Source organism: Mesorhizobium sp. (assembly GCF_965229135.1).
Lineage (GTDB): Bacteria > Pseudomonadota > Alphaproteobacteria > Rhizobiales > Rhizobiaceae > Mesorhizobium.
The window spans coordinates 3,547,023-3,573,364 of record NZ_OZ245860.1 but is presented as its reverse complement, the minus strand read 5'-3'; the positions used below and the strand labels follow the sequence as shown (position 1 = coordinate 3,573,364).

Genomic DNA, 26,342 nt, shown 5'->3' with positions numbered 1-26,342 from the left:
CCGTGAACCACGGACGAAATCAGATCACCGCGTGGCTGCTGCTTCTTCCCGCCATCGTCCTGCTGGCGGCGTTCACCCACATTCCGGCGGTGATGACGCTGATCAACAGCTTCTACAACACCCCGCGTGGCGTGCGCCCGGCCAAATTCGTCGGCGTCGATCACTACACCGACATGCTGAGCGACCCGGTGTTCCTGGCCGCGTTGAAGAACAACGCCATCTATGCCATCGGCACGGTCCCCGTGGCGATCGGCCTCGCGATGCTGATGGCGCTCATCGTCAATTCCTCCATTCGCGGCAAGGGCCTGCTGCGCATGTCTTTCTTCCTGCCCACCATCCTGCCGATGATCGCGGTGGCCAATATCTGGCTGTTCTTCTACACGCCCGGCTACGGCCTCATCGACCGTTTCCTCGGCCTGTTCGGCTTTGCCGAACGCAACTGGCTGGGCGATGGCTCGACGGCACTTGGCAGCCTGATGGTGCTGGCCGTCTGGAAGGAAGCCGGCTTCTTCATGATCTTCTACCTGGCGGCGCTGCAGCAGATCAGCCCGTCGCTCGGCGAGGCCGCCGCTCTCGAAGGCGCGGGGCGCTGGTACTTCTTCCGCCGCGTCACCTTCCCGCTGCTGATGCCGACGACGCTTTTCGTGCTGATCAACGCCATCATCAACTCGTTCCGGCTGATCGACCACGTCATCGTCATGACACGCGGCGGCCCCGACAACGCCAGCACGCTGCTGCTCTACTACATCTACCAGACCGCGTTCCGCTTCTGGGACACCGGCTATGCCGCCGCGCTGACCATGGTCCTGCTGGCATTGCTCGCCGCGCTTGCCTTCGTGCAGTTCGGCATTCTCGACCGGAGGGTCCATTACAAATGACCGTCACCGCTCTCCCCCAGCCGATCCAGTCGCGCGAGCACGGTTTCTGGCACGCCATCGAGGTCTTCGGCTGCTATCTGCTCGGCGCGCTCTGGATCCTGCCGCTACTCTATGCTGTCTGGATGGCGTTCCATCCTGCCGAATTCGAGGTGCGCTTCGATTTGACGGCGCCGCTGACGCTGGCCAACTTCATCCAGGCCTGGAACGCGGCGCCCTTCGCCCGCTACTTCCTCAACACCTTCGTGCTGATCACGGTCATCCTGGCCTCGCAATTCGTCATATGCACGCTCGCCGCCTACGCCTTCGCCCGCTACGATTTTCGCGGCAAGACGGTGGTATTCATGCTGGTGCTGATCCAGCTGATGATCATGCCCGAGGTGCTGATGGTCGAGAACTACCGCACCATGGTCAAGCTCGGCCTCGTCGATACCGTGTGGGCGATGGGCCTGCCCTACATGGCCTCGGCCTTCGGCATCTTCCTGCTGCGCCAGGCCTTCCTCACGGTGCCCAAGGAACTGGACGACGCCGCCCGCGTCGAGGGCGCGGGGCCGCTCGGCATCCTGCTCAAGGTCTATGTTCCACTGTCGCGTCCCATCTATGTCGCCTACGGGCTGGTGTCGGTCAGCTATCACTGGAACAACCTGCTGTGGCCGCTGGTGATCACCAACTCTGTCTCGACCCGGCCGCTGACGGTCGGCCTGCAGGTCTTTGCCTCGCCCGACCAGGGCGTGCAATGGAGTATCATCTCGGCCGCCGCGCTGATGACATCGGCGCCGCTGCTGATCGGCTTCCTGCTGTTCCAGCGCCAGTTCGTCCAGAGCTTCATGCGGGCCGGTATCAAATAGCTGGCTCCAACCGGACATCGGGGCCCTTGCGCCCTATGTCTCACGCCTACCGGACCGACAGGACAGGCGGATCGACAGCCGGCTTTCCAAGGGAAAGGTTTTGGCTCGCGGAAGGCCTTGCGAAAGGGTCACAACGCGCGGAATTTTGGACATTAGTCTTGACAGAAATACAGATGTTCAATACCCGTCAAGCAGTTGAACAGCCTGTATTGTGGGAGGAATGATCGCTATGGCTTCCAATGTTTCGTTGACGGGCCTCGCCCGCGATCTCGAGGAACGAGCCAAGTCCGGCAAGCCGATTCGCATCGGCCTCATCGGCTCGGGCGAGATGGGCACGGACATCGTCACCCGCGTCGCCCACATGTCCGGCATCGAGATCGGCGCCATCTCCGAACTCAACCTTCCCGCCGCCAGCAAGGCGGTCGATATCGCCTTCCAGGAAACCGGGCACGCCCGCGAAGTCTCGAATGCGTCCGCGATGACCGCGGCAATGGAGGCCGGCAAGGTCGCCGTCACCAACGACGCCAACCTCGTCATCAACAATGATCTCATAGACGTCGTCATCGATGCCACGGGCGTCCCCGCGGTCGGCGCCGAGATCGGCCTGCGCGCCATGGAGCATGGCAAGCACCTGGTGATGATGAATGTCGAAGCCGACGTCACCATCGGCGCCTATCTCAAGAGCGAGGCGGACCGGCTGGGCGTCACCTATTCGCTGGGCGCGGGCGACGAGCCATCCTCCTGCATGGAACTGATCGAATTCGTCTCGGCGATGGGTCATCCGATCGTCGCCGCCGGCAAGGGCAAGAACAACCCGCTCAATATCGACGCGATTCCCGATGATTATGCCGAGGAAGCCAAGCGCCGGCACATGAACGTGCGCATGCTGGTCGAATTCGTCGATGGTTCCAAGACCATGGTCGAGATGGCGGCGATCGCCAATGCCACCGGCCTGGTGCCCGACAAGGCCGGCATGCATGGCCCGGCGGCGACGCTGGGCGAGCTTTCCAAGGTTCTCGTTCCTCAGAAGGACGGCGGCGTGCTGTCGCGTGTCGGCGTTGTCGACTACACGATCGGCAAGGGCGTCGCGCCCGGCGTCTTCGTCGTCGCCGACATGTCGCATCCGCGCATTTCCGAACGCATGGAGGATCTGAAGATGGGCAAGGGCCCGTACTTCACCTTCCACCGCCCCTATCACCTCACCTCGCTCGAAGTGCCGCTGACCTGCGCCCGCGTCGTGCTCTACGGCAAGGCCGACATGGTGCCGCTGGCCAAGCCCGTGGCCGAAGTCGCGGCCGTCGCCAAGAAGGACATGCAGCCCGGCGAGAAGCTCGATGCGATCGGCGAGTACTGCTACCGCGCCTGGATCATGACGGCGCCGGAAGCGCGTGCCGCCAAGGCCATTCCCTGCGGCCTGCTGCAGGGCGGATCGGTCACCGCGCCGATCAAGAAGGGTGAGCTCATCACCTATGCCAACGCCGCCCCCGCGCCGGGCTCCAAGATTGCCGAGCTGCGCGCGCGCCAGGACAAGCTCGTCTACGGCACTGTGGGAGCCTGATCATGCCCGAAGCCATCAAAGCCGTCGCGGACAGCCGCGCCAACCTGCCTTTTGTCTATCGCCAGTACAGCGCCGAGCAGCTCAGGCAGGTGCTTCACAAGATGTACCTCATCCGCCGCTTCGAAGAGGGCGCGGAAGAGAGCTACATGCGCGGCCTCATCCACGGCACCATGCACCTGTCGATCGGACAGGAAGCCAGCGCCATGGGCATCTGCATGCCGCTCGGCGAGGATGACCAGATCACGTCGACCCATCGCGGCCACGGCCACTGCATCGCCAAGGGCGCCGAGGTCAAGCGCATGTTCGCCGAGTTCTTCGGCAAGACCACCGGCTACTGCAAGGGCCGTGGCGGCTCGATGCACATCGCCGATGTCGCCAAGGGCAATCTCGGCGCCAACGGCATTGTTGGCGGCGGCATTCCGATCGCGGTCGGCGCGGCGCTCTCCTCCAAGATGATGAAGACCGGCAAGGTCGTCGTGTCATTCTTCGGCGACGGCGCCAACAATGAAGGCGCCTTCCACGAAGCGCTGAACATGGCCGCCATCTGGAAACTGCCGGTCATCTTCGTGTGCGAGAACAACGGTTACGGCATGTCGACGTCGACGGCGCGTTCCACCGCGGTCAAGAACATCGCCGACCGCGCCGCCGCCTATTCGATGCCTGGCGTCATCGTCAACGGCAACATCTTCTCGGAAGTCGCCGAGGCATCGCACAAGGCCGTCGAGCGTGCACGCGCCGGAGAGGGCCCGACGCTGATCGAGTCCAAGACCTATCGCCATCGTGGCCACTCCAAGAGCGATCGCAACCGCTATCGCACCAAGGAGGAGATCGAGGACTGGATGTCGAACCGCGACCCGATCACCCTGTTCGAAAACGAGCTGCGCGAGTTCGGCTTCATCGACGACAAGGGCATCGAGGCCGTGCGCGAGGCCGTTGCGAAGGAAATCGCCGACGGTATCGAGTTCGCCAAGAACAGCCCTTCCCCGGATGTCCGCGACACCGGCAATTATGTTTATACGGAGCAGGCGTGATGGACGCGATGGTGCGTGAGCTGAGTTATGCCCAGGCGATCCAGGAAGCCATGGCGGTTGCCATGGAGATGGACGAACGCGTCTTCCTGATGGGCGAGGATATCGGCGTCTATGGCGGCGCCTTCCAGGTCACCGGCGATCTGGTCGAGCGTTTCGGCGCTGACCGGGTGCTGGACACGCCGATTTCGGAACTGGGTGGCGCGGGCGTCGCGGTGGGCGCCGCCGTCACCGGCATGCGGCCGATCTTCGAGTTCCAGTTCTCCGATTTCGCCACGTTGGCCATGGAGCAGATCGTCAACCAGGCGGCAAAGATGCGCTTCATGCTGGGCGGCGAGGTTTCCGTGCCCGTGGTGATGCGTTTCCCGGCCGGTTCCGGCACGGGTGCAGCGGCGCAGCACAGCCAGAGCCTGGAGGCCTGGCTTGGCCATGTTCCCGGCTTGAAGGTCATCCAGCCGGCGACGCCCTACGATGCCAAGGGCATGCTGCTGGCGGCCGTCGCCGATCCCGATCCGGTCATGATCTTCGAGCACAAGCTGCTCTACAAGATGAAGGGCCCGGTTCCCGAGGGCTACTACACGGTCCCGATCGGCAAGGCCGACATCCGCCGCGAGGGCCGCGACCTGACCATCGTCGCCACCTCGATCATGGTGCACAAGGCCCTTGAGGCCGCCGCGATCCTGGAGGCCGAGGGCATCGACATCGAAGTCGTCGATCTCCGTACCATCAGGCCGATGGACAAGCAGACGGTCATCGACAGCGTCAAGAAGACGTCGCGGCTGATGTGCGTCTACGAGGCGGTCAAGACGCTGGGCATCGGCGCCGAGGTCAGCGCGATGATCGCCGAGAGCGACGCATTCGACTATCTGGATGCGCCGATCGTCAGGCTTGGCGGCGCGGAAACCCCGATCCCCTACAATCCCGAACTGGAAAAGGCCTCTGTGCCGCAGGTTCCCGACATCATCACCGCCGCGCGCGACCTCGTGAAGGGGGTTCGCTGATCCATGCCGACCGAAGTCATTCTTCCCAAGGTCGACATGGACATGGCGACCGGACAGATCTCGCGCTGGTTCGCGGCCGAGGGCGCGACGGTCAAGAAGGGCGATGTCCTCTTCGAGATCGAAACCGACAAGGCCGCGATGGAGATCGACGCCCCGGCCAGCGGCATACTGCGCGATGTCACCGGCAAGGAAGGCGTCGACATCGCGGTCGGCGCGCCCGTGGCCTGGATCTATGCCGAAGGCGAGGCCTATGAGGCTGGCGCCACCCCGGCAAGGGCCGAAGCGGCGGAACCGGTGTCGGAAACTTTCACCGCGGACGTTCCGCCGCCCCCCGCCGTCGATGGCGCGACGCCGGCACCTGTAGGCCACGATGCCGGCATCGGTCGTGCTACGCCGCTGGCACGTCGTCTGGCGCGTGAGGCCGGCCTTGCGCTGGCCGCCATATCCGGCACTGGCCCGCACGGCCGCGTGGTCAAGGCCGACGTCGACGCGGCGATTGCCGGTGGTGGCGCCAAGGCTGCTCCCGAAGCCAAGGCCGTGCCTGCCGCTGCTCCGGCTTCCGCCGCCACGGCCAGCGCGCCGGCGGCCAAGCCGGTGTCCGACGATCAGGTGCTGAAGCTGTTCCAGGATGGCTCCTACGACCTGATCCCGCATGACAACATGCGCAGGACCATCGCGCGCCGCCTTGTCGAAGCCAAATCCACGATCCCGCATTTCTACCTGACGCTCGATTGCGAAATCGATGCGCTGCTGGCGCTGCGCACGCAGCTCAATGCGGCCGCGCCGGTCAAGAAGACCGACAAGGGCGAGGCTCCCGCCTACAAGCTGTCGGTCAATGACATGATCATCAAGGCGATGGCCATGGCCTTGAAGGCGGTGCCGGATGCCAATGCGTCGTGGACCGAGAGTGCCATGGTCAAGCACAAGCATGTCGATGTCGGCGTGGCCGTGTCGATCCCCGGAGGCCTGATCACGCCGATCGTGCGCCATGCGGAAGAGAAGACGCTGTCGGTCATCTCCAACGAGGTCAAGGATCTGGCGAGCCGTGCCCGCAGCCGCAAGCTTAAGCCGGAAGAATACCAGGGCGGCACCACCGCGGTGTCCAACCTCGGCATGTTCGGCATCAAGGACTTCGCCGCCGTCATCAACCCGCCGCATGCGACGATCCTCGCGGTGGGCGCCGGCGAGCAGCGTGCTGTGGTGAAGAACGGCGAGATCAAGGTCGCGACCGTGATGTCGGTGACGTTGTCGACCGACCATCGTGCCGTCGACGGGGCGCTCGGCGCCGAACTGCTCGTCGCCTTCAAGCGGCTGATCGAAAACCCGATGGGCATGCTTATATAGCCTATCGTCGGTGTCGATCACCAAGCATGCGCGAGCAGGGGAATTCCCATGGCTGAGAACTACGACGTCATCATCATCGGTTCGGGCCCCGGCGGCTATGTCGCCGCCGTGCGCGCCGCGCAGCTTGGCTTCAGGACGGCGATCGTCGAGCGCGAGCATCTCGGCGGCATCTGCCTCAACTGGGGATGCATTCCGACCAAGGCCCTGCTGCGTTCGGCCGAGATCATGCACTATTCGGATCACCTCAAGGACTATGGCCTGAAGCTCGACGGCAAGGTCAGCGTCGACACGGCGGCCGTGGTCGACCGCTCGCGGAAAGTGTCGCTGCGTCTCAACAATGGCGTCGGCTTCCTGATGAAGAAGAACAAGGTCGACGTCATCTGGGGCGAGGCGAAGCTCACCAAGCCCAATGAGATCGTCGTTGCGAAGACGGCCAAGAAGCCGATAGAGCCGCAGCCGCCCGTGCCGAAGGGCGTCAAGGGCGAGGGAACCTATACCGCCAAGCACGTCATCATCGCCACCGGCGCCCGGCCGCGCGCGCTGCCCGGCATCGAGCCGGACGGCAAGCTGATCTGGACCTATTTCGAGGCGATGGTGCCACCGGAAATGCCGAAGTCGCTATTGGTGATGGGGTCCGGCGCCATCGGCATCGAATTCGCCTCCTTTTACCGCACCATGGGCGTCGACGTGACCGTGGTCGAGCTGCTGCCGGCGGTCATGCCGGTCGAGGATGCCGAAGTCTCGAAATTCGCGCAGAAGCAGTTCGAGAAGCAGGGGATGAAGATCATCCTCGAAGCCAAGGTGACCAAGGTCGAGAAGTCGGCCAATTCGATCACAGCACATGTCCAGATGAAGGACGGCAAGGTCGAGAAAATCACCGCCGATCGGATGATTTCGGCCGTCGGCGTGCAGGGCAACATCGAGAATCTCGGCCTTGAAGCGCTCGGCGTAAAGACCGATCGCGGCTGCGTGGTTGTTGACGGCTATGGCAAGACCAATGTTGCCGGTGTTTATGCCATCGGCGATGTCGCCGGCCCGCCCATGCTGGCGCACAAGGCGGAACACGAGGGTGTGGTTTGCGTCGAAAAGATCGCCAATTTCCCGGGCGTGCATGCCATCGACAAGCTCAAGATCCCCGGCTGCACCTACTGCAATCCTCAAGTCGCGTCCGTCGGCCTGACGGAAGCCAAGGCCTTGGCCGAGGGCAGGGAGATCCGTGTCGGCCGCTTCCCCTTCGCCGCCAACGGCAAGGCGATCGCGCTGGGCGAGGATCAGGGCTTCATCAAGACCATCTTCGACAAGAAGACCGGGCAGTTGCTGGGCGCGCATATGGTGGGCGCCGAAGTGACGGAACTGATCCAGGGCTTCGTCGTGGCAATGAACCTCGAGACCACCGAGGAAGAGTTGATGCACACCATCTTCCCGCATCCGACGCTGTCGGAGATGATGAAGGAAAGCGTGCTCGACGCTTATGGCCGCGCGCTGAACGCGTAGGCCAGGGTGTAGCCGGGACGGCTCGGATCGCTGCCGCCGGATCCGGGTGCCGACCTCGCGGCACCCGCGCAATCACGCGAAAAGCTACGCCGGAATGCCGATTTCGGCCAGTTGCAGGCTGACCTCCTGCCAGTCCGAACAGATGACGGACGCACCCGCGGCCGTCAATCGCGCCGCGTGCTCAGGATAGGTATGTCCGCCGCCCGTGTAGCCGATCGCCATCATGCCGGCGGCAACCGCGCCCTGGATGCCGAAGGGCGAATCCTCGATCACCACGCAATTGGCGGGATCGGCGCCCATTTTCGCGGCGGCGAACAGGAAGATATCCGGAGCCGGCTTGCCGTTCTTGACCATGGACGAACTGTAGATCGCGTCGCCGAAGAATTCAGCCAGTCCGGTCACCGACAGGCTGTGGTTTATGCGCTCGACGGAAGACGACGAGGCAACGCAGCGGTCGCCCTTGAGCGCCTTCAGGAAGGCGGTGATTCCCGGCGTCGGCTTCAACTCTTCTGAAAACAAGATCTTGGTCTCGGCCCAGATGTCGCCGTCGGCCGCCGCCGGAAACTGGTGGCCGGTCAGCTCCTTGATCCGCACGATGATGTCCGACTGCTTCATGCCGACGCACTGTGCGATGATGCCTCCATGGACGCCGCTCATGCCGTGCTTCTCATAAACGCGCTCGTAGGCCTTGGCGGCCAGCGGCTCGCTATCGACGAGAACGCCGTCGCAATCGAAAATGATAAGCTTTGAACGCGGCACGCGCTTCTCCCGAACGTCAATAGAATTCGCACATCGCTATCGATAAAAAGTCAAATGTTCAATAGCAGGCAAGCCCCGGTATCCCTGGCAAGGCCGCGAACGTTCACATCAGAGCTGGCGGATGGCGTCGCTCGGACGCCGTGACCCCAGTGCGCGCTGCATGGCCTGTCGGGACTGCGCATGGTCGGGCGTGATCCAGTTCGGTTCGGCGCCGAGGAAGCGGTCGAGGAAGGCCACCGCATAGGCCGGCATCTCCATCACGTTCTCGCGATAGGACCACCACGTGCGCAGGTCGTCAGCGCATTTGTCGATGCTGGGCGCACTGCCGAATTCCTGCTGATAGACGGCCGAAATCGCCGATACGCAATAATTGGTGTACAGAAATCCTTCGGGCCAGAAGCGGACGATCTCCAGCGTCTTGGCGTTCGCCTCCGTTTCGGTCAGCTCCGTGAGGCCCGATATCTCCTTGGCCGGCGCCTGCCGGATCAGTTCCCGCAGCACCAGTCCGGCGGCAAAGACGATGAAGTCGGCGCGGTCGATCTCGGCGAAGCGCTTTTGCGCTTCCATGATCTCGATCCAGTCAAGAAACGCCCTGGTGAGCTTCGTCTCATCGATCTCGTAGCGCACGCCGAACGTGTCCGAGACCACCTTGGCGCTGCTGCGGAAGGTAGCGCGAAACCAGCGCAACTGCCGCAACCGATGGCCCAGGTCGGGCATCAGGGCCAGTTCATCCTTGAATGGCAGATCCATTTCGCAATCCATCCTGTTTCGGCCAAAGCCAGGGTTGCGACCCTAGCATGCCTGCGCGAGCGCCGAAATCGCTCCGCGCTCCTGTGAATGACCTACAGAACGATTTATCATACATATTGACATTCGCGGAAACAAATGTTCTCACTTTGACGTTGGCTCGCAGTGCTGCAAACTGCGAGTCGACGGAGGCTTCGGGAGGAAACCGAAATGGCGATTTGGCAGTGGGGACTGCTTCTGCTTGTTATTGTCTGGGCGCTTCAGTCGCTCGGCGTCTGGCTGCAGATGCGACACTATTCCGATGTCTTCAAGGGCGTCACGGATCAGTACAAGGATGGATTTGTCGGCGCCGGCAATTTTCGCGGGCGGTTCGCCAAGGGCACCATAGTCCTGGTTGTGGTGACCCCCGACCTGGTCGTGCGTCGCCTGATGGTGATGACCGGCCGTTCGGTGTTCACCAAATTCAAGCGACATGAAGAATTCGAGGGCGTTCCCCTCGATCGACTCCGGTCCAACCCTGCGATCATGGGGGAGGGGGAACCCGGTGTGGCCGAGGCCGTGAAACGCGCGATCGAACAGATCGACAAGACACGGTCGGAGCCGGGGAAGAAGCCGGGCTTGTCCGGCTTGAATATGGCAAGGGCATAGAGGACGCCGCGCGCCGACTGGGATCAACCGGCAGGCGCGGCAATAAGGAGGAGAAATGTCTGTATTTTCGTTGTTGGCGCAGCATGCTGACATGGCCGTGCACAATCTGCATGTCGCGGGTGCCATGGTTTCGGATGCTGCTTTGCATGGCAAGCTCGCTGTCGAGCATGCCTCCGACCATCTCGTGGTTCTGGCGCAGGCGCAGACCGATAGCGCGCCGGTCACCGCCGATCAGCTGAAGGAACAGCTGAAAAACGTGCAGCAGGAAGAGCAGCTTGGCTGGCTCACGGCCATAGGCAAGCACTTCATCGGCATCTTCCAGAAAGGCGGCGAGGTTTTTGCCGGCTTTGTCACCGGCATCATCCCGACACTGGTCGTGCTGATGACGGCTTTCTACGCCGTGACCGAACTGGTCGGGGAAGAGCGTGTCCACGGTCTGGCGCGTGGCGCCGGCCGCATCGCGCTGACCCGCTATACGGTGCTGCCGCTGCTGGCGGTGTTCTTCCTCACCAACCCGATGGCCTACACCTTCGGCTCGTTCCTGGAAGAAAAGCACAAGCCCGCCTTCTACGACGCGGCCGTGTCCTACGTGCATCCGCCGCTCGGCCTTTTCCCGCACATCAACCCTGGCGAATATTTCGTCTGGGGCGGCATGCTCGTGGCCTTGCTCGACCTTGAGAAGCGGGGCGTCATCGCTGTCGGATACCACGTCAAGGTGGCGATCTGGTACGCGATCGTCGGCCTCGTCGTCATCCTGCTCAAGGGCATGCTGACCGAGCGCATCACCGCAATCATGGCACGCCGCCAGGGCGTCGAGCTGTAAGGGCGGGGAGGACATCATGGCCAAGATATACAAAGCCGTAAAGATTTCCCGGGGCAACACCGGCTGGGGTGGCCCGCTCGTGATCGAGCCGACCGCGCAGCGCAACAAGGTGGTTTCCGTGACGGGCGGGGGTATTCATCCGATCGCCGCGCAGATCGCCGAAATGACCGGCGCCGAAGCTGTTGACGGTTTCCGGGCGCCGCCGATCGAAAGCGAGATGGCGGTTGTCGTCGTCGATTGCGGCGGCACCGCCAGATGCGGCGTCTATCCGCGCAAGCGTATCCCGACCGTCAATCTGACGCCGGTCGGACAGTCTGGGCCGCTCGCCCAGTTCATCACGGAGGATATCTACGTTTCGGGTGTGAAGCCGGCCAACATCACCATGGCGGACGGATCCGAAGCGGCCACCACTGCCGGGGGAGCAGCATCGATGAGTTCAAGCAACAGCAATGCGCCTGCGGCGCCGGCACCGCTGCCGAGCGAAGGCGGCCTGATCGGCTTCATCAGCACGATAGGTCGCGCCATGGGTCGTATCGTCGGCATCTTCTTCAATGCCGGTCGCCGCACCATCGATCAGGTCATTCGCAATGTGCTGCCGTTCATGGCCTTCGTGACCATGCTCATCGGCCTGATCCTCTATACCGGCATCGGTGATATCCTGGCGCAGCCGATGGGTCCGCTGGCCAACAACATCGTCGGCCTGCTGGTCATCTCCGCCATCTGCGGTCTGCCGTTCCTGTCGCCCATCCTCGGGCCAGGCGCTGTCATCGCCCAGGTCATCGGCGTTGCCATCATCGGCCCGCAGATCGCCAACGGCACGATATCGCCCGCAATGGCCCTGCCGGCGCTGTTTGCCTACAACACCCAGGTGGGCTGCGACTTCGTGCCGGTTGGTCTCGCGCTCGGCGAAGCCAAGCCGAAGACCATCGAGATCGGTGTTCCGGCGGTGCTTATCAGCCGCCAGATCATGGGCCCCGTATCCGTGCTCATCGCATGGGTCGTCAGCCTGTTCGTTTTCTAGGGTAACAAGAATGAGGTTCGCCATATGACGGTTCTGTTGAGAACACGGGTCACTGCCATCGGGCCCGAAGTGGCGGATCTCGCCGAAGGGGGCGTTGTCATCCTGTTCGCGGATGGCTCGCCGCCCGAGCTTGCCGAGGTTTCCGTGCTCCACAAGACGGAGCACGGGCCAAGCGACGACGCGCCCGCCAGGGGCGCGTCGATCAGCCTTGGCGATGTTTCCGCTGTTATTACAGCCGTAGGCTCCAGCGCCTGGAGCAAGGTCCTCGAGATGGGCCACGTCGTCATCTCGTTCAATGGCGCCACCGAGGCCGAGAGGCCGGGCGAGATCTGCGCGGCGCAAGTCGACACGCAAGCGCTCGTGGCCGCCCTGAAGACGGGCGCGATCATCACCATCGCCGCCTAACGAATTCGCGCTGCCGCCATGTTGTGACGGCGCCAAGAAAAGCAGAGTATTTGCCATGGAACGCTCGACCATCGTCAGAGTGCATGAAGGTTTGCACGCCCGTCCCGCCACCCGCTTCGTCAAGCTGGCGAAGGGTTTCGAATCCGATGTCGAGATCATCAAGGACGGCAAGGCCGTCAGCGCCAAGAGCTCCGTCAAGCTGATGCTTCTGGGCGTCAAGGAAAACCAGGAAGTTGTGGTTCGCGCGACCGGCGCCGACGCCATCGAAGCCGTGGAAGCGCTGATCGGCTATCTCGAGAATCCCAAGGCGGGTCTCGACGATGAGGGCGAGACGCAGAGCCCGGCGAGCGGTGCTGCGGAAGCAGTGACGACCGCGCCCGAGTCGTTGAAAACAGAGCCTGCCGGCGCCGGCAGCCTGCGCGGCGTGGCTGCCAGCGAAGGCGTGGCCATCGGCCCGGCCTTCGCGCATTTCCCGCCACAGATCACCGCGCAGGCCCACACGCTCAAGGCCGACGAGATCGACGGTGAGATCGAGCGCTTCCGCGCCGCCGTTTCTGCCGTCCAGGCACGGATGGACCGCGCGCTGGCGCAGGACAGCCTGTCGGCCGGCGATCGCGGCATCATCGCGGCGCTCAGGGATATCGCCGCCGACGACACCTTGACCGGCGAGGCCGAGAAACAAATCAAGGGCGGTACCGATGCGGTGTCGGCCGTCGTTACCGCCGCCGCCACCATCGCCAGCGATTTCAGCGCGGTCGACGACCATTATCTCAACGCGCGGGCCGACGACGTGCAGGCTGTCGGGCGCCAGCTGTGCCTGGCGCTGCTCGGGCAGGACGACGTCAGCCTCGAAAATATCCCTGAAGGCGCGATCCTCATCGCCGACGACATCGGCGCCTGGGATCTGGCGCGTGCGCCGCTCAAGCGCATTGGCGGCGTGGTCTGCGGCCATGGCGGCGCCACCTCGCATATAGCCATCATCGCCCGCTCGCACGGCATACCGGCTGTGCTAGGCCTAGGCGACAAGATCAACGCGCTGCGCACGGCCCGCCAGGTGGCCCTCGACGGCAATTCCGGAGCTGTGATCATCGATCCCGACGCGGCCACGTCAGCCGATTTCGCCGAGCGGGTCGAGGCCGCCGCCAGGGAGCGCGCCGGGCTGACCGTGTTCAAGGGCGTCACGCCCAAGCGTTCGGACGGCACGGTCATCGAGGTCGCCGCCAACATCGGCTCGCTCGAGGAGATCGAGGCGGCACTCGACGCCGGCGCCATGGGCATAGGCCTGTTCCGCACCGAATTGCTGTTCATGCGCCACATGCATCTGCCCTCGGAGGACATGCAGGCCGAAACCTATTCGGCGCTGGCCAAGGCCTTCGCCCGGCATCCGGTCATCGTGCGCACGCTCGACATTGGCGGCGACAAGCCGATAGCCGGCATCGAATTTCCCGAGGAGGAGAACCCCTTTCTCGGCTGGCGCGGCATCCGCATGTGCCTCGACCGGCCCGACATCTTCAAGCGCCAGCTGCGCGCGCTGCTGCGCGCCGCCGTGCACGGCAACATCAAGGTGATGCTGCCAATGGTCTCCGACATCGGCGAGGTCCGGCAGACCCGCGTTCTCGTCGATGAATGCGCGGCCGAGCTTAAGGCCGAAGGCGTTGCGCATGCCATGTTCGACCTCGGCGTCATGATCGAAACGCCGGCCGCCGTGCTGATCGCGCCGGCGCTGGCGAAGGAGGTGTCGTTCTTCTCCATCGGCACCAATGACCTGACCCAGTACATCATGGCCGCCGACCGGCTGAACCCCACCGTTGCAAAACTCAACGACGTCACCAATCCGGCCGTCATGTCCGCCATCGAACTCACGGCGCGCGCTGGTGTCGCGGCCGGCATCATGGTCGGCATGTGCGGCGAGGCGGCGGGCCGGCCCGACCTGATCCCGATCTTCGTCAAGATGGGTCTGACCGAGCTCTCGATGAGCCCGGCCTCGATCCAGCGCGCCAAGAAGACGATATCGGCAATGGAAGCTTCAGCCTGACGATTATGGCAGGTGGGCGAGCAGCGCGGCGAAAACCCCCGTCAGCTCGCTCATCGGGTCCGCCTTGGCGAACGCCTGCAGGATCCGGTCATGGCGGACATTCGTCGCCAGCACCGCGATCTCCAGCATGTCGGGCTCCGACGAACCGTCCGTGGCGACGGTTGCCAGGCCGCAGGCCAGCGCCAGGGGCGCCAGACACCGTATGTCGAGGGCGATGCCATGCACGCCGGCAGGCATGTCCACCGGTGCCTCGCTGAAGCGGATCGGCCGCTGGCTGAGAAATTCCAGCAGCAATGCCGCGGTGGCGGCGGCGACCGGCGCAAGCTGTTCGGCTGGATTGCTGCCGGCCAGGGCGGCAAGCAGGTCGGCATGGCGCTTGCGCATCGCCGCGTGGACGGCGGCGAAATTCGCCTCGTGGATGCGGACGTCGGAAACCTTCAATTCGCCAAGCACCGTCTTTGCCAGATAATACATGTCGCGCCGGAACAGGCGCTCGCCGCCAAGCGGATCCTTGTCGCCGGCGGGGAAATAGCTGCGCAGGCTCTTCACCGTCGTGCCATCGACCTTGGCCGGGCGCTCATGCGGCACCAGTGATTCGGCCAGCGACAAAGCATCGTCGACGGCGCTCGCGGCATGGCTGAGCAGACCCTCTATGCCCTTGCCCGGAAAGGGCGGCAAATGGCTGGTGGCCTCTCGCAAGGCATCGCCCGCGCCGTCATGGCGGTTCTGGCGGATCGCGTCGCGCACCTCGCGCAGCCGGTCCTTCAGGTTGACGCGGACATCTTCGGATATTTGTCGCAGCATCGGGATCGCCTCAAATTGTCTGCCGGGTGCGGCCTTGGTGGCTGCCGTTAACCCTACATTGTTCCTATCGATTGGTCGATCAATAGGCGATACTAGACGCACATGCAGAATCGGTGACAGGCGCTGGCCTGGCGCCGCAGGGGGGAGGAACGGAAGTGGGAAGGCGGCGACAGAGCGAAACCGAAGGCGTGGCCGTGGCAGCCGAGCATCCCGTGAGCGAGAACCGCACCGACCGCCTGAGAATCCGTGCCGCCTGGATGTATTTCGTCGAGCAGATGACACAGAACGAGATCGCCGATGTGCTGGGCGTCGGCCGCGTCACCATCGTGCGCATGCTGGCTGAAGCTCGCTCGCGCAACGAGGTGAAGATCAGCATCGAGAGCGAACTGTCCGAGATCGTCAGGCTGGAACGCGGGTTGGAAAAGACTTTCGGCCTGCAGCAGGCGCTGGTGGCGCCGCTTTCGGCTCCCAATGCCGACCCGATCCCGGCCATCGCCGCCAAGACCGGGAGTTTCCTGTCCGACATGATGAAATCCGGCATGCGCGTCGGCGTCGGCTGGGGCCGGACGCTGTTCGCCAGCCTGCCCTTCATCAGCGCCAAATCGCTCACCGACTTCAAGGTCATTTCGCTGCTGGGCGGTGTCGGCGTCGTGCGGCGATACAACCCGGCCGAGTTCTCCTGGCGCTTCGCCCAGATATTCCAGGGCGACGGCTATCTGATCCCGACGCCGGCTGTCGTCGACAGTGTCGAGACCAAGATCGCGCTGGTCGAGCGCTGCGGCCTGCAGGAGGTTTTCGAAATGGCCAACGTGCTCGACGCCGTCCTGCTGAGCGTCGGCGGCATCGCTTCCGCCACGACCTTCTCTCGCGGCGGCTTTCTCAAGGAAGCGGACCGGGAGACCCTGCTCGCGCGCGGCGCCGTCGGCGACCTTCTGTTCCACTTCTTCGACCGCAATGGCGATCTCGTCGACCATCCCATCAACAGCCTGGTCATGTCCGTGGATGTCGACCGGCTGCGCAAGGCGCCGGTCCGCATCCTGACCTCTGGCGGCCCCGAGAAGATCGAAGCGCTGCTCGGCGCCATGCACCTCATCGCGCCGACCATCCTGATCACCGACGAGGACAGCGCCCGGCGCATGCTGGAGGCGCACGGCGCGCGGCCTGCCTCCTGAGGCTGCCAGCGCCCGTGGTGCAACGGACCGCGTCCCGCACGACGGACGTCGTCAGGCTTCTGGCCCGAGGCGAATGTAAATGCCGCTATGGACTTGTCGAGCGCGCCTTCGAGGCGACATCGACCCACCAGCGATTGACGACTTCGGGGCTTGTGAGCTGGGTATGCGCCGATGCCTCGAGCCGCGCTCCGCGATACTCGCTTGCGGTCGTGCCGAACCGCTGACGGAAGGCGCGGCTGAAATGAGCTTCGCTGTTGAAACCGAGGTCCAACGCGATCCGAGACAATTTGCGCGTTTCCAGAGGATCACTCAAGGCTGCCCGCACCGCGATGAGCCGGCGCTCCTGAACGTAGCGCATGATGCCGCCGTGAGGGGCGAAAACCCTGTAAAGCGTAGCCCGCGACATGCCAAGCTTTTCCGCCAGGAAATCCGGCGACAGTTTGCCGATGGCAAGATTGTCGCGAATTGCCGTTTGCGCCAGCGACAGCAAATCATCGTCGGCGTCTCGAGCATTTCGCGATGTGTAGTCCGATTGGCCGAACAAGCGCCTGAGAAAATCCGCAGTATCGGACACAGTGCTCGCCACCTCGTCCTCTGAAATCTGTGTGCTGCGCTCCTGAAGCGACCGGATGTGTGCGGCGAGGAGTTCGTTGCGGTGTGGGTCCAGCCGCGGTTTTAGCGTGCCCGGCGCCATATCGGGCAACATCGTGCGGGGGACGACAAGCGACAATGTGTTGGAGGCGAACGCCCGCGTCCTGACCTCATGGGCAAGGTCGATGACGGCTACCTTTCCGGAACCGATCGAAGCCTGCTCTCCGGAGATCAGACCATTGAAGCCGCCGCTCATATAGAGGTGCAGCAGAATGTGGTCAGGGGTGGCGCCGATTCGTGCCGCGTCGCGCACGAACATCTGCGGTCCGAACGCCACCTTGGCGATGATCATGTCGCCTAGGATAGCTCCGTTGGCGGACCCGGTGGGCAGGATCTTGCTTCGAGTCCAAGGCCGTGGCTCGAACAGGGGAGACAACACCGCGCTCCACGTCGCGAAGGCCGTATCTGCATCCAACCCAGTCGTTACATAATAGAGTCTAGGTATGGCCATGCCTGGAGATATTCTTCTTCATCTATGCTCGGGCCACAAAAGACAGTGGCGAAATGCAGTTCGAAATACCAATCCGCTGAAATTGCAAGGGCACCTATCGATTTAACGCATCTGGTTGCTCTCCGTTCCGACACGCCAAGCTAAGCAAATGTTCGATATTCCGCGAAATAATTGATCGAGCGTCTCAAAGCGACGCTTTTGCAAAAAGGGGGCTTTTCCGGCTGCTGACATCGACGCCGAACTCATGTTTCAACCGCCTGAGATTGGGGATCTCGCCGCAATTGCGGCGTGTGCTTGGGTGGGTAAATTGCATATTCTTTCTGACGTGGTCGCTTCCGGCTCGCGTGTTGCGAAGGTGTCTTCTCATCCGTCGACAGGTGGCGGCTCTCAAGGGCGATCCATCCTCACGGCGGGTCGCGCCAAGGTGGTTGCAAATCGAGCCTGGCGTCAAGGCCTGCTCGTCTGCACCGCGCTTGTCGGTGTGGTAGTGATGGCAAACGACGCCTTGGCGCAATCAGCCGGCGGTCGCGGCGGCAATGGAAATGCCGGCAGCCAGGGCGGAGCGGGCCAGACCTTCGGGGTTCCCGGCAATGCTGGCCAAAGCGATCCGCAATTTTACCCGGCAGCCGGCGGCGGCGGCGGCGCGGCGGCGGCCGGCGGCATGGGCGGCTCCAGCGGCGGCTCTACGGGCGGTGACGGCGGCGCGGCCGGCGCGAACGGCGATATCGCCACTCCCCTTGGCGGGAATGGCGGCAATGGCGGCAACACCAGTTATGGCGGTGGTGGCGGCGGTGGCGGCGGCGGCAACGGCGTTGTTCTCACGTCGACCGGCGCTCAGTTGCTATCGGCCACCGGCGGCAATGGCGGCGCGGGCGGCACCGCGGAGATCGGCGCCGCGGGCGGCGGCGGTTCGGGCGGCTACGGTATCGGTTCGACCGTCGGCACGTCGTTCCTGAACATATTGGGCACGGTGAAAGGCGGCGATGGCGGTGCCGGCGGCAACGGCGTCGGCGAGCCAAGCAGTGGCGGCTCAAGCGGCGGCGGCGGCGATGGCGGCGGTGGCATCTATTTCGGATCGGCCGGCTCGAGGCTCAATCTGGTCGCCGGCTCGGTGACGGGTGGCAACGGCGGCGCTGGCGGCATTGGCGGTCGTGGCAATGGCGTGTCTGGGCGTGGCGGCAACGGCATCGATTTCATTGGTGCCGGCGATAATGTGGTCAGCACACTGGCGGGCACCACGATCCAGGGCGGTAATGGCGGAGCGGGCGCGGCCGGTGGCGCCGGCATCGTCGGCAACGGCGTTGCCGTCACCAACCTCGGCACGATCTCCGGTGGCTTGTCGAATCTGGGCGCTCCGGGCGCCGTTCGGGCCGACGCGATCACGTTCACCGGCGGCAGCAACAGCCTGACGCTCGGCAATACCAGCGCGACCGGAACGATCATCGGCGGCATCGGTGTTACCGGGACACTCACCATCGATCCAGGCACGGCAGCCGGCGGAAGCGTCACGCTCGGCAACATCATCCATGATGCCACGGCGGCGGGCGGCATCATCAAGTCCGGCGCCGGCACGCTGGTGCTGACGGGCGCGAACACCTACACTGGCGGCACCACCTTCGCGGCCGGGGTTTTGAACGCAGGAAGCGCCGGCGCGCTTGGCACATCAGGCGCGCTCAGCTTCACCGGCGGCACGCTGCAATACAGCGCCTCGAACCAGGCCGACTATTCGAGCCGGCTTTCGACCGCCGACGGCCAGAAAGTCAGGGTCGACACCAATGGCCAGAACGTCACCTGGGCGTCGGACCTGACGTCGTCCGGCGGCAGCCTAACCAAGTCCGGCGCCGGCACGCTGACCCTCACCGGCAACAACGATCTAAGCGGCGGCGTCACATTCGCGGCCGGGACGATCAACCTTGGCAGCGCAGGGGCGTTGGGAAGCACCGGCACACTCACATTCAGCAACTCTAGCGGAATCAAGCTGCAATACAGCGCCAACAATCAAGCCGACATTTCGAGCCGGATTTCGACCGCCGCGAACCAGTATATCGGCATCGATACCAATGGGCAGAACGTCACCTTCGCCACCGGATTGGCCGCGACCAGCACCACGCTGGCAAAATTTGGCGCTGGGACGCTCATATTGACCGCCGCCAATGCGACGCGTCTGCGCATCGACGGCGGCTCGGTCGTGTTGACCGGCGACGGAAGCATCGCCCGCGACGTGTATTTCACGGGCGGTGGCCTGTCGTCCGTGCTGGACATTTCGCAGACAAATTCCGGAGCAACGATCGGCGGTCTTTCTCGCCTCGGCGTGCCCGGCACGGCTTCCGGAACCATCAAGCTCGGCAGCAAGACACTGACGATCGACGGCAACGGTCTGTTGAGTCCCTTTGTCGGAGTGATCGAAGGAACCGGGGGCGTCACGATAGCTGGCGGATATCTGAATCTCGGGGGGACGAGCACCTATACCGGCGCGACAACCGTAGAGAACGGTGATCTGATACTTTACTCCGACAGCGCCATCGCCGCCTCGAGTGAGCTTAATCTCACTGGCGAGGGGAGTGTGGAGTTCAGTACCACGACCGGCACAATACAGACCTTGCGCGGCGTTGCCTCCGGCATGGTGTACATAGACGACACACTCAAGATCACGAACGGGTCGACGTCCTATGCAGGCGTACTCGCCGACTCCTTCTATCCCGCCGGCCTCATAATAGCCGGAGGCCATCAGACACTCGACGGCATCAACACCTACACCGGCACCACGACCATCGAAGACGGCGGCACGCTGACGGTCAACGGCTCGATCGCGTCGTCCTCGCTGACGACCGTCGAGACAGGCGGCACGCTGGGCGGCACCGGCACGGTTGGCAACGTCGCCGTCGATGGCGGCACACTGGCGCCGGGCAATTCATCCGGCACGCTGACGGTGCAGGGCGACCTGTCGATGACATCGGCCTCCGCCTATCTCGTGGATGTGTCACCGGCCAGCGCGGCCCGCGTCGACGTCACCGGCACGGCCACGCTCAATGGCGCGACATTGCGGACATCCTACGCGCCGGGCAGCTATGTCGCGCGGCAATATACGATCATGACCGCCGCCGGCGGCATCGACGGCACCTTCGCCGGGCCGGTCAGCAGCAACATACCTTTGTCGCTGTCGCAGACCGTGAGCTATGATCCCGAAGGCACCGCTGTTTATCTCAACACCGAGCTGAATTTCGTCCTACCCGGTGGCCTGAACGGCAATCAGCAATCGGTCGCCAATGCGCTGACCGACTATTTCGACAGCACCGGCGGCATTCCGATAGCCTTCGCGGCGCTCGGTGCGGCCGGCCTGTCGCAAGCCGCCGGCGAAACCGCGACCGGACTGGAGCAGACCACCTTCAGCGCCATGGACCAGTTCCTGGGCGTTCTGGGTGACAGCTCGGTTCATGGCCGCACTCCCGGCGGCGACACCACCGCGTCGATCGGCGATGCGCCGTCGTCACGCTGGACCCTATGGGCAGTCCCCTTCGGCGCCTCGCAGACCACTGACGGCGACGCCGGCCAGGGCAGCAGCAGCTTGACCACCCGGCTTTACGGCCTGGCCGGCGGCGCCGACTACCGCCTTTCGCCCGACACGCTCGCCGGCTTTGCCCTGGCGGCCGGCGCGACCAACTTCAGCGTCGGCGATTACGGCTCGGGAAGAACCGACCTGTTCCAGGCCGGCGCCTTCATCCGCCACGATATTGGCGCGGGCTATGTCGATGCCTCGCTGGCTTACGGCTGGCAGGACGCGACGACGGAGCGGTCGGTCGGCGCCGATCGGCTCGAGGCGCGCCTTCACCCGCAATCATTCGCCGGGCGCCTCGAAGGCGGCTATCGCTTCGACACGCCATGGCTCGACCTGACGCCTTACACCGCCGCGCAATTCGCGACCCTGGCGCTGCCGGCCTACGGCGAGACCGCGAAATCCGGCACGGATACCTTCGCGCTGAACTACGACTCGAAAAACATCACCGCGACGCGGGCGGAACTTGGGTTGCGCACCAACATGTCCTTTGCCGTAGAGGACAAGGTGTTCACACTGCGCGGCCGTGTCGCCTGGGCACACGACTTCAACACGGACCGCAATGTCACGGCGACCTTCGGGGCCTTGCCCGGCGCGACCTTCGTCACCAGCGGCGCGGCGCGAGCGGCCGATGCCTTGCTGACGTCGGCGTCCGCCGAGCTGAAGTTCAACAATGGCTGGACCCTGTCGGGGACAGTCGACGGCGAGTTCTCCAGCACCACGCGTAGCTATTCAGGGCGGGGGGCCGTCCGCTACGCGTGGTAAGGAGCGGGCTTCGCGCCGGCGCGGCCGCCGCACTTCACTGAATGGTGGGGTGATGGCTGGCTGCCGGGCGCGAAGCCCGAATCTTGGCATTCTTGTGCATGAACAGCCGCTCGGCGGAGCCTGCGCCGACCTAGAGCATGATCCCGAAAAGTGGAATCCGGTTTTCTCGGACAAACGGTCCCCGTTTGTCCAGGGATCAGGCTCTAGAAGACAGCGCCCTCCATTCGGTTCAAGGGCGCTTCCCGGGCGATCCGGAAAGCAAACGAGCCGGCGGACTGGCAAACCACGGCTTCCCGCCGGAGGCGTGCGGTTTCAATCGCGACCGGAAGCGCGGCCCCGAGCCGCCTCAGCCCTTGCGTTCCTGAAGGCTGTTGCCGCCATCGACAACCAGAAGCGCGCCATTGACATAGCTGGCGGCCTCGGAGGCCAGGAACATCACGGCGGCGGCCACTTCGTCGGGCTGCCCGGCCCGCCCCGGCGGCGTATCCAGCGCCGCCATCCGCTCCATCTCGCTGGAAGAACCCGTCTCGATCCAGCCCGGTGCCACGGCGTTGACCGTGATGCAGCCTTTCGCCACTTCGAGCGCCAGTGTCCGGGTCAGCCCGACCATGCCGGCCTTCGCCGCCGAATAGGCGGCGGTGCCCTCGAACGACACCAGCGGCCCGGTCACCGACGCGACATTGACGATGCGCCCATACCCCGCCGCGACCATCGCCGGCAGAAACGCCCGTGTGACAAGGAACGCGGTCTTGAGGCTGACATCGATGCCCCGGTCCCAGTCGGCTTCGCTCATCGCTAGGAACGCCTTGTCGACCGAAGGCGACGCCAGCGACCCCATCCCGGCATTGTTGACAAGGATATCCACCGGACCGACTGCCTCCCGCAGCCGCGCGACATCGGCGGCAAGCGTGAGGTCGGCGACGGCGGCAGCCGCATCGATACCCTCGGCCGAAAGCTCGCCGGCCCGATCCAGCACCCGCGCGCTGGCGCCCGTGAGGAACACGGAATGCCCGGCCCTGCCAAGCTGGCGCGCAATGGCAAAGCCGATGCCGTCCGGGGCGCCGGCGCCGGTGATGAGTGCGCGGCGGGTGCTGGTGGGGCCTACGGTCAAGTCGGTCTCCTCTGGCGGTTAGCGTCGATCTCGCGCATTTGAAGCCGCTACGAGGTGCAGCGACCACAATCAACGAATTTCAACGCAACATGTGGAGTACTTGGCGCACCCGACAGGATTCGAACCTGTGACCTCTGCCTTCGGAGGGCAGCGCTCTATCCAGCTGAGCTACGGGTGCTTCCCGGTGATCCGGAAAACGAACCAGCCGGTGAACCGGCAAGTCACGGCTTCTTAGCGGAAGCCGGCGCGGGCTTCAACGGGCAAATGGAATGGCGTCGCCTTCCGATGACAGAGGTCACGGATTTGCATCCTGCCGGGTGCCGTGAGCCGCCGGATGGCATTCGGAGCCGCGCTGCCGGTGAACCGTGCGCTACCAACAGGCTGCGTCTTGCGGTATCCGGGGTTCGGCGCCAGCAATCGGAAGGAGCGCGATGTTCATCATTGAGCAGCCTGCGACCTTCACGCAGGAGATAAAGAAAAGCCGCTTCCTCGCGGTTGCCGGACCCGTTTCAACCGAAGAGGAAGCCAGGCAATTTGTAGCCGCTCACTCGGTTTTCGGCGCGAACCACAATTGCTGGGCGTGGCGTATCGGTATGAATTACCGGTTCAGCGATGATGGCGAACCGGGCGGCACGGCAGGAAAGCCGATCCTGCAGGCGCTCGACGGTCAGTCGCTCGACAATGTCGCCATCGTGGTCACCCGCTGGTTCGGCGGCATCTTGCTCGGCAGCGGCGGGCTCATGCGTGCCTATGGCGGCACCGCCTCCGCCTGTCTTCGGGCGGCTGTCAAAATCCCCATCGTGGCGACCGTCGAGGCAACCGTCATATGCGGATTTTCCGATCTGGCCCTTGTCCAGGCACGGCTGGCGACGTCGCCCGGGGTTCGGATACTGCATGAGAATTTCATCGCGACGGGCGCGGAACTCACCGTGGCGGTGCCCGAGGTTGAAGCCGCGTCGGTGGCGCGAATGATCACCGATCTGTCCAGTGGCCGCGCAACGGTCCTGCTGCCGGATTGATGACGCCGGAACGTTTGGGAACGTGCGGCGAGGGAGGACACGATGGGTCCGGTGCGCAACATCGCGCGTCGTCGCTTGATCCCTGCTAGAGAGCGATCTAGCCCAGCACCTACTGCACCGCCTTCGCCTTCGCCTTTACCGTCCGCCGCCGGCGGGGCGCGCGCTTCTGTGTTTTCGCGCCGGTCAGTTCGTGCATGGCGTCGAGCTGCATCTGCTGCATTTCGGCCAGCCGCGTCCATTGGCGCGAGATCAGGTAGTCGAGCTTCTCGTGCAGGTGGCGCACTTCGAGCTCGGCCTTGAGGTTGACCCGGTAGTCGTTGAACGAGCGCAGGCGGTCCTTGGTCTCCTGCCGCTTCTGGCTCATCATGATGATCGGCGCCTGGATGGCGGCGATGCAGGAGAGCAAAAGGTTCAGCAGGATGAACGGGTAGGGGTCGAAAGCGGTCACCGCGCCCTCGACCAGGTTGATGCCGATCCAGATCAGCAGCACGGCGCCGAACGAGATCAGGAACCACCAGCTGCCGCCGAAGGCCGCCATGTTGTCGGAAACGCGGTCGGCGAACGTCCGGTGCTCCTCGAACTCCTCCTCGCTGTTTTCGGAGATCGTGTCCTGTCTGGCGATGGATTCCACCACCTGCCGGTCCAGCTCGGAGAATTCGCCGTGTTCCTGCTGCAGCAGCTCCTCCGTGTAGCGCATGCGGTAGCGGCCGAGTTCCTCGCGGCTGATGCGGGCGCCGGCCGGCAGGTCCGGATGGTCGGTGCGGATCCGGTGCGCCAGGCTCGGGCGCAGGTCATCGACGCGCACGAGGTCGCGCTTGTGGAACTTCTTGCCCGATATCGCCGAAGGCTTCTTCTTCGGTTTCCCGCGCGGCGCGCCGTGGCCGGCGGGTTCGGAGTCCGAATCCGGCACCTCCGGCGCTTCGAGGTGCTCGTCTGAAATCCCGCCCGCATCGTCCGTCCCGATGGTGGGCGCCTCCAGATATTCGCCGCCGGTATCATTCTGGTTGGCCGCGGCCTTGGATTCGGGCGCCTTGGGGACAGTACTCATGGTGCGGGCTCCTGCTGTCGCTGCGAGAGACAATACGCCAACGGCGGATCATATCCACCGTCGGCTTGCATTTGATGCCCTATGGCATGTTTTTTAGTCGGTTATATGAAGGTCGCGCGACGCGCCGGCGCCAGCGCCTCAAAAAGCAGACTGGAACCTGCTGATGAGGCCTGTTCCATGCCGCCAGAAAGACCGGAAAGAACCTTCAGCCGGCAGCCGCCCTCTCGTGGGCTACTGCTGCTCGGCGAACATCAGCCTTGTCTTGGCATCGGCCGTCGCCGGCGACAGGGTGCGCTGGATCAGTGCCTCCACATGGTCGTTGCGCTGTCGCGCGCTGTCGGCGCCCATCACCACGACAACCAGCTGGCGGCCGTCGGCATCGTAATGGGTGACGATGTTGAAGCCCGAGGCACGGATATAGCCGGTCTTGATGCCGTCAACGCCGCGCACGCGGCCCAGCATGTCGTTATGGCCGCGTATCAGCTTGCCGCGGAACATGAAGTCGCTTTCGGAGAAATAGTGGAAATGCTGCGGGAAGCGGCTGTGCAACGCCATGCCCAGCACCGCCATGTCGCGCGCCGTCGTGTGCTGGTCGTCATCGGGCAGGCCTGATGCGTTGCGGAACACGGTGCCGGTCATGCCGATCTGGCGCGCCTTGGCCGTCATCATGGCCGCGAACTGGTCCTCGCTGCCGCCCAGATATTCGCCGACGGCCACCGCCACGTCATTGGCCGACTTGACCACGATCGCCCGGATCGCCGAATCGACATCGATCGTCTCGCCGCGCCGGAAACGCATCTTCGTCGGCGGCTGCGAGGCGGCATGGTCGGAAACCGGTATCTGCGTCGTCTTGGAGACCCGGCCGGACTCCATCGCCTCGAACAGGAGATACAACGTCATCATCTTGGTCAGCGACGCCGGATAGCGCTGCGCCGTCGAGTTCACCTCGAACAGCTGCTTGCCGGTCTTGGCGTCGACAACGATCGCCGCATAGCGCTCCGCCGGCGCCGGCACGGACAGCACCGCTTCGGGTGGCGCCGCCGTCGTCGCGCAGCCGGCGACGAGCACGGCCATGACAAGGGCCGCGAAGAGTTTCAGGAGGATCGGGGGGAAGCGCGAATGGGGCAAGGCGTATCTGTTCTGGAAGCGGCTGTTGCTGGGATGAGGCTAACGTAACCCATG

22 protein-coding genes and 1 tRNA gene are annotated in these 26,342 nt (G+C 64.1%); 15 read left to right on the top strand and 8 right to left on the bottom strand.

What is annotated here, in order from left to right; translation table 11 throughout:
* The first annotated feature begins 2 nt into the window (after positions 1–2).
* The 7 genes from ACO07C_RS16940 (at position 3) to lpdA (ending at position 8,148) form a co-directional block, all read left to right on the top strand.
* Positions 3–878, top strand: a complete 876-nt coding sequence (locus tag ACO07C_RS16940; protein ID WP_421915300.1) for a carbohydrate ABC transporter permease — start codon at positions 3–5, stop codon at positions 876–878.
* Positions 875–1,723, top strand: a complete 849-nt coding sequence (locus tag ACO07C_RS16935) for a carbohydrate ABC transporter permease (RefSeq protein ID WP_421915299.1) — start codon at positions 875–877, stop codon at positions 1,721–1,723. Before ACO07C_RS16940 ends, ACO07C_RS16935 begins: the two co-directional genes overlap by 4 nt.
* A gap of 229 nt (positions 1,724–1,952) precedes the next feature.
* Positions 1,953–3,281: an NAD(P)H-dependent oxidoreductase gene (locus tag ACO07C_RS16930; RefSeq protein WP_421915298.1), complete on the top strand. Its 1,329-nt coding sequence runs from the start codon at positions 1,953–1,955 to the stop codon at positions 3,279–3,281.
* A gap of 2 nt (positions 3,282–3,283) precedes the next feature.
* A complete protein-coding gene (locus ACO07C_RS16925; RefSeq protein ID WP_421915297.1) occupies positions 3,284–4,312 on the top strand; it encodes a thiamine pyrophosphate-dependent dehydrogenase E1 component subunit alpha in 1,029 nt (342 codons plus the stop codon).
* Positions 4,312–5,310 carry an alpha-ketoacid dehydrogenase subunit beta gene (locus ACO07C_RS16920; RefSeq protein ID WP_421917552.1) on the top strand — a complete coding sequence of 333 codons (999 nt, stop codon included), beginning with the start codon at positions 4,312–4,314 and terminating at the stop codon, positions 5,308–5,310. Before ACO07C_RS16925 ends, ACO07C_RS16920 begins: the two co-directional genes overlap by 1 nt.
* Before the next feature lie 3 nt (positions 5,311–5,313).
* Positions 5,314–6,654 carry a pyruvate dehydrogenase complex dihydrolipoamide acetyltransferase gene (locus ACO07C_RS16915; protein WP_421915296.1) on the top strand — a complete coding sequence of 447 codons (1,341 nt, stop codon included), beginning with the start codon at positions 5,314–5,316 and terminating at the stop codon, positions 6,652–6,654.
* Between the two features lie 48 nt (positions 6,655–6,702).
* The gene (gene lpdA, locus ACO07C_RS16910) at positions 6,703–8,148 is read left to right on the top strand and encodes a dihydrolipoyl dehydrogenase (protein WP_421915295.1); all 1,446 of its coding nucleotides are present in this window, start codon (positions 6,703–6,705) and stop codon (positions 8,146–8,148) included.
* A gap of 84 nt (positions 8,149–8,232) precedes the next feature.
* Here the strand turns inward: lpdA and ACO07C_RS16905 are convergent, their stop codons facing one another.
* Both ACO07C_RS16905 and ACO07C_RS16900 read right to left on the bottom strand, forming a co-directional pair.
* Positions 8,233–8,907, bottom strand: coding sequence for an HAD family hydrolase (locus ACO07C_RS16905; protein ID WP_421915294.1), 675 nt, complete (start codon positions 8,905–8,907; stop codon positions 8,233–8,235).
* Between the two features lie 108 nt (positions 8,908–9,015).
* Positions 9,016–9,657, bottom strand: coding sequence for a hypothetical protein (locus ACO07C_RS16900; RefSeq protein ID WP_421915293.1), 642 nt, complete (start codon positions 9,655–9,657; stop codon positions 9,016–9,018).
* Between the two features lie 207 nt (positions 9,658–9,864).
* Between ACO07C_RS16900 and ACO07C_RS16895 the strand changes: the two genes are divergently transcribed.
* Genes ACO07C_RS16895 through ptsP form a run of 5 tightly spaced genes read left to right on the top strand, consistent with a single transcriptional unit; the run spans position 9,865 to position 14,586 of the window.
* Positions 9,865–10,302: a transcriptional regulator GutM gene (locus ACO07C_RS16895; RefSeq protein WP_421915292.1), complete on the top strand. Its 438-nt coding sequence runs from the start codon at positions 9,865–9,867 to the stop codon at positions 10,300–10,302.
* A gap of 55 nt (positions 10,303–10,357) precedes the next feature.
* Positions 10,358–11,125, top strand: a complete 768-nt coding sequence (gene srlA / locus ACO07C_RS16890; protein WP_421915291.1) for a PTS glucitol/sorbitol transporter subunit IIC — start codon at positions 10,358–10,360, stop codon at positions 11,123–11,125.
* A 16-nt stretch (positions 11,126–11,141) separates the two neighbouring features.
* Positions 11,142–12,146 carry a PTS glucitol/sorbitol transporter subunit IIB gene (gene srlE / locus ACO07C_RS16885; RefSeq protein WP_421915290.1) on the top strand — a complete coding sequence of 335 codons (1,005 nt, stop codon included), beginning with the start codon at positions 11,142–11,144 and terminating at the stop codon, positions 12,144–12,146.
* Between the two features lie 24 nt (positions 12,147–12,170).
* A complete protein-coding gene (locus ACO07C_RS16880) occupies positions 12,171–12,551 on the top strand; it encodes a PTS glucitol/sorbitol transporter subunit IIA (protein ID WP_421915289.1) in 381 nt (126 codons plus the stop codon).
* 55 nt (positions 12,552–12,606) lie between these two features.
* A complete protein-coding gene (ptsP, locus tag ACO07C_RS16875; RefSeq protein WP_421915288.1) occupies positions 12,607–14,586 on the top strand; it encodes a phosphoenolpyruvate--protein phosphotransferase in 1,980 nt (659 codons plus the stop codon).
* Between the two features lie 3 nt (positions 14,587–14,589).
* On the opposite strand, the gene ACO07C_RS16870 is transcribed toward ptsP, so the two are convergent.
* Positions 14,590–15,390: a hypothetical protein gene (locus ACO07C_RS16870; RefSeq protein WP_421915287.1), complete on the bottom strand. Its 801-nt coding sequence runs from the start codon at positions 15,388–15,390 to the stop codon at positions 14,590–14,592.
* A gap of 155 nt (positions 15,391–15,545) precedes the next feature.
* Here ACO07C_RS16870 and ACO07C_RS16865 point away from each other — a divergent pair, with 155 nt between their 5' ends.
* Positions 15,546–16,562, top strand: coding sequence for a sugar-binding transcriptional regulator (locus ACO07C_RS16865; protein ID WP_421915286.1), 1,017 nt, complete (start codon positions 15,546–15,548; stop codon positions 16,560–16,562).
* An 85-nt stretch (positions 16,563–16,647) separates the two neighbouring features.
* Here ACO07C_RS16865 and ACO07C_RS16860 read toward each other — a convergent pair whose 3' ends face one another.
* A complete protein-coding gene (locus ACO07C_RS16860) occupies positions 16,648–17,664 on the bottom strand; it encodes a helix-turn-helix domain-containing protein (protein WP_421915285.1) in 1,017 nt (338 codons plus the stop codon).
* A gap of 490 nt (positions 17,665–18,154) precedes the next feature.
* Here ACO07C_RS16860 and ACO07C_RS16855 point away from each other — a divergent pair, with 490 nt between their 5' ends.
* On the top strand, positions 18,155–21,982 hold the full coding sequence (locus ACO07C_RS16855) for an autotransporter domain-containing protein (protein ID WP_421915284.1): 3,828 nt from the start codon (positions 18,155–18,157) through the stop codon (positions 21,980–21,982).
* Between the two features lie 346 nt (positions 21,983–22,328).
* On the opposite strand, the gene ACO07C_RS16850 is transcribed toward ACO07C_RS16855, so the two are convergent.
* Positions 22,329–23,093 (bottom strand): SDR family oxidoreductase, encoded by a 765-nt coding sequence (locus tag ACO07C_RS16850; protein WP_421915283.1) that lies wholly within the window; start codon positions 23,091–23,093, stop codon positions 22,329–22,331.
* Positions 23,094–23,194: 101 nt separating this feature from the next.
* A tRNA-Arg gene (locus ACO07C_RS16845) sits at positions 23,195–23,271 on the bottom strand.
* 253 nt (positions 23,272–23,524) lie between these two features.
* Between ACO07C_RS16845 and ACO07C_RS16840 the strand changes: the two genes are divergently transcribed.
* Positions 23,525–24,112, top strand: coding sequence for an IMPACT family protein (locus ACO07C_RS16840; RefSeq protein WP_421915282.1), 588 nt, complete (start codon positions 23,525–23,527; stop codon positions 24,110–24,112).
* 109 nt (positions 24,113–24,221) lie between these two features.
* Here ACO07C_RS16840 and ACO07C_RS16835 read toward each other — a convergent pair whose 3' ends face one another.
* Entirely contained in the window at positions 24,222–25,160 is a 939-nt protein-coding gene (locus tag ACO07C_RS16835; RefSeq protein WP_421915281.1) for a DUF1003 domain-containing protein, read from the bottom strand.
* 231 nt (positions 25,161–25,391) lie between these two features.
* Positions 25,392–26,234 carry a D-alanyl-D-alanine carboxypeptidase family protein gene (locus ACO07C_RS16830; protein WP_421915280.1) on the bottom strand — a complete coding sequence of 281 codons (843 nt, stop codon included), beginning with the start codon at positions 26,232–26,234 and terminating at the stop codon, positions 25,392–25,394.
* Positions 26,235–26,342: the final 108 nt, after the last annotated feature.

What these genes read in the sequence shown, in the direction of transcription:
- ACO07C_RS16935 (WP_421915299.1), top strand. Translation starts at nt 875, where the DNA reads ATGACCGTCACCGCTCTCCCCCAGCCGATCCAGTCGCGCGAGCACGGT.
- ACO07C_RS16930 (WP_421915298.1), top strand. Translation starts at nt 1,953, where the DNA reads ATGGCTTCCAATGTTTCGTTGACGGGCCTCGCCCGCGATCTCGAGGAA.
- ACO07C_RS16925 (WP_421915297.1), top strand. Translation starts at nt 3,284, where the DNA reads ATGCCCGAAGCCATCAAAGCCGTCGCGGACAGCCGCGCCAACCTGCCT.
- ACO07C_RS16920 (WP_421917552.1), top strand. Translation starts at nt 4,312, where the DNA reads ATGGACGCGATGGTGCGTGAGCTGAGTTATGCCCAGGCGATCCAGGAA.
- ACO07C_RS16915 (WP_421915296.1), top strand. Translation starts at nt 5,314, where the DNA reads ATGCCGACCGAAGTCATTCTTCCCAAGGTCGACATGGACATGGCGACC.
- lpdA (WP_421915295.1), top strand. Translation starts at nt 6,703, where the DNA reads ATGGCTGAGAACTACGACGTCATCATCATCGGTTCGGGCCCCGGCGGC.
- ACO07C_RS16900 (WP_421915293.1), bottom strand. Translation starts at nt 9,657, where the DNA reads ATGGATCTGCCATTCAAGGATGAACTGGCCCTGATGCCCGACCTGGGC.
- ACO07C_RS16895 (WP_421915292.1), top strand. Translation starts at nt 9,865, where the DNA reads ATGGCGATTTGGCAGTGGGGACTGCTTCTGCTTGTTATTGTCTGGGCG.
- srlA (WP_421915291.1), top strand. Translation starts at nt 10,358, where the DNA reads ATGTCTGTATTTTCGTTGTTGGCGCAGCATGCTGACATGGCCGTGCAC.
- srlE (WP_421915290.1), top strand. Translation starts at nt 11,142, where the DNA reads ATGGCCAAGATATACAAAGCCGTAAAGATTTCCCGGGGCAACACCGGC.
- ACO07C_RS16880 (WP_421915289.1), top strand. Translation starts at nt 12,171, where the DNA reads ATGACGGTTCTGTTGAGAACACGGGTCACTGCCATCGGGCCCGAAGTG.
- ptsP (WP_421915288.1), top strand. Translation starts at nt 12,607, where the DNA reads ATGGAACGCTCGACCATCGTCAGAGTGCATGAAGGTTTGCACGCCCGT.
- ACO07C_RS16870 (WP_421915287.1), bottom strand. Translation starts at nt 15,390, where the DNA reads ATGCTGCGACAAATATCCGAAGATGTCCGCGTCAACCTGAAGGACCGG.
- ACO07C_RS16860 (WP_421915285.1), bottom strand. Translation starts at nt 17,664, where the DNA reads ATGGCCATACCTAGACTCTATTATGTAACGACTGGGTTGGATGCAGAT.
- ACO07C_RS16855 (WP_421915284.1), top strand. Translation starts at nt 18,155, where the DNA reads ATGGCAAACGACGCCTTGGCGCAATCAGCCGGCGGTCGCGGCGGCAAT.
- ACO07C_RS16840 (WP_421915282.1), top strand. Translation starts at nt 23,525, where the DNA reads ATGTTCATCATTGAGCAGCCTGCGACCTTCACGCAGGAGATAAAGAAA.
- ACO07C_RS16835 (WP_421915281.1), bottom strand. Translation starts at nt 25,160, where the DNA reads ATGAGTACTGTCCCCAAGGCGCCCGAATCCAAGGCCGCGGCCAACCAG.
- ACO07C_RS16830 (WP_421915280.1), bottom strand. Translation starts at nt 26,234, where the DNA reads ATGGCCGTGCTCGTCGCCGGCTGCGCGACGACGGCGGCGCCACCCGAA.